The following is a 2,099-nucleotide window of genomic DNA, read 5'->3' as shown; positions in this document are numbered from 1 at the left end:
GCGGGGCACAGTCCTTTCGCGGCTCCCGGAGAAGTCCGGATCAGTCGGTCACGTACTGGTGCAGCCCCGGCACGGTCAGCGTGCCGCCGAACTGGCCGGCCTGTACGACCTTCACGTTGGTGAAGTAGATCAGCGGGATGTTCAGGGGCGGCGGGTGCTCCGGGTCGAACGTGACCGGGATCAGGCCGAGCAGGTTTCCGGAGATGCTCTCCGTGTACATCACCGTCTTGCCGTCGGTGATCGTGGACTTCGAGCCCTTCGCCGCCTGGACGTGGTGGGTCTTGCCGGACGCCTTGTCCGTGACGAGCTGGTGCAGGTCCCCGATGTCGGTTCCGTCGCTGATGACGTACTTCAGGACCTTCTTGGTGGCGCCGCTCGCGGTCTTCACCTCGACGATGCCCTGGTAGTCGGCACCCTTCAGCGTCAGCGAGCTGGCCTCCAGGCGCCAGGGCTCGTCGGGGACGAGGAGCTCGTTGTCCACCCCGCCCTCGGCGTCCGTGGCGGCCGGGCAGTCCTCGGGGTCCACGGAGGGGCTCTCGGACGGGCTGGGGGAGGCGGTGGCCTTCCCTGCCGCGTCCTCGGCCTTCTCGGCCGCCTTCTCGACGGCCTTGCTCGTGTCCCCGGCCGCCTTCGACGCCGCGTCCGTCGTGTCCTTGACGGTGTCCTCGACCGTGTCGGTCGTCTTCTTGACCGCGTCGGCCGCGTCGTCCTTGCTCGTGTCCGAGGACGTCTCGGTGTCCTCGGCCTTGCTCGTGTCGCCGGACGGCGAGGCGGACGCGGAGGGCGTCGGGCTCGGGCTCTCGGTGGACTTGCCACCCGTGAGGATGCCGCCGATCGCGTCGCCGATGTCCTCGAGGACGTTGCCGCCGCTCTTGGACGGCGACGGGCTGGGCGTCGTCTCGTCGTCCTCGCCCGACGCACCCTCGGATGCCGAAGGGGTCGGGGTGGGCTCGGTCTTGTCGCCCTCGTCGTCGGAACCTGAATCCGACGAAGAGGACGAGCCCTCCTTGTCCGCACCCGCGTCCGAACCGGCGGACGCCGAGGGAGTCGGCTCGGCCGAGCCCTTGTCCTCGTCGCCCGCGGACTCGCTCTCACTCGCCGAGGGCGACGGGGAGGCGCCGTCCTTGTCGTCCTCCATCGCCGCGAGGCAGTCCTTGTACTCGTCGGCCTTCAGGCTGTTGGAGGTCGACGGCTGCTCGTCGGCGAGGGCGAGCGTCGGGGTGAATCCCATGCCCATGAGGACCGCGGTGGGCATCGCCGCCATGGCTATCGCCTTGCCGGCGGGCATCTGGAACCGGGTGAAGAGCGGCTTCTTGGGAGCCGCGTGACGTGGCCCGGTTCTCGCCTTCGCCTGGGCGGCGGGAGAACCGTCGCGGGGGTCAACCGACACGGTACCCCCCGTTGCCGGCCTCGGACCTGACGCCGTCCGCGGGGCCGCCGTCGCCGGTCCCGTACGGAGGGTGCGTCCCGCCCGTCTCACCGGCCGGGCTCTCGGGAGAGGGCTCAACGGCTCCTTCTCCCGTCGGTCCCTGACCGGCCGCCCGAGGCCCCTTCCCCGTGTCCTCCGTCTTGCCCGGCACCCAGGCGACGGCGAGGGCGCCGCCGAGCATCGCCAGCAGGAAGCCGATGAGGAAGCCTCCGATGTTGGAGACCACCAGCGACACCAGGGCGAGGATGATCGCGGCGACACCGGCGAAGACCCGCGTCGCCTGCTGGAACCACATGGTCAGTCCCAGGGTGATCAGCAGGACCCCGATGATGAGGGAGCCGGCACCCGCGGTGGTCGCCATGGTGAGCGACATGGTTCCCAGCTTGAGGGTGGCGTAGGGGAAGTAGGCGATCGGCACCCCGCCGAGGATGGTGAACAGGCCTGCCCAGAACGGCCGGGTGCCCCGCCAGTCACGGAATCGCCGACGTAGCCGGGCGAAAGTCCCGGCGCTCTGGACCGGAGTCTCGGCACTCATGGAAAACAGCTCCCTCGGTCCGATGAAGGTACGTACCGGCTCGGCCGCAGGCGTGGAAGCCGGAAAAGTCTGAGTCTGTGTGGTGGCCCGGCGCGGGGCCGGGCCCGAGGGGCGGGGAAGCGACGGCCTCCCCGC

At 70.3% G+C, this 2,099-nt stretch carries 2 protein-coding genes; both read right to left on the bottom strand.

From position 1 onward, the window contains the following. Nucleotides 1-40: 40 nt before the first annotated feature. Nucleotides 41-1,390 (bottom strand): hypothetical protein, encoded by a 1,350-nt coding sequence (locus ACFTZL_RS44290; RefSeq protein ID WP_382596142.1) that lies wholly within the window; start codon nucleotides 1,388-1,390, stop codon nucleotides 41-43. Then, nucleotides 1,380-1,964 (bottom strand): DUF6114 domain-containing protein, encoded by a 585-nt coding sequence (locus ACFTZL_RS44285; RefSeq protein ID WP_382596140.1) that lies wholly within the window; start codon nucleotides 1,962-1,964, stop codon nucleotides 1,380-1,382. Before ACFTZL_RS44285 ends, ACFTZL_RS44290 begins: the two co-directional genes overlap by 11 nt. Nucleotides 1,965-2,099 lie beyond the last annotated feature (135 nt).

The organism is Streptomyces sp. NPDC056948, assembly GCF_042674225.1.
GTDB lineage: Bacteria > Actinomycetota > Actinomycetes > Streptomycetales > Streptomycetaceae > Streptomyces > Streptomyces purpurascens.
Note: the sequence above shows the minus strand (reverse complement) of the source record. Positions and strands in the feature narration are given on the sequence as shown.

What these genes read in the sequence shown, in the direction of transcription:
- ACFTZL_RS44285 (WP_382596140.1), bottom strand. Translation starts at nt 1,964, where the DNA reads ATGAGTGCCGAGACTCCGGTCCAGAGCGCCGGGACTTTCGCCCGGCTA.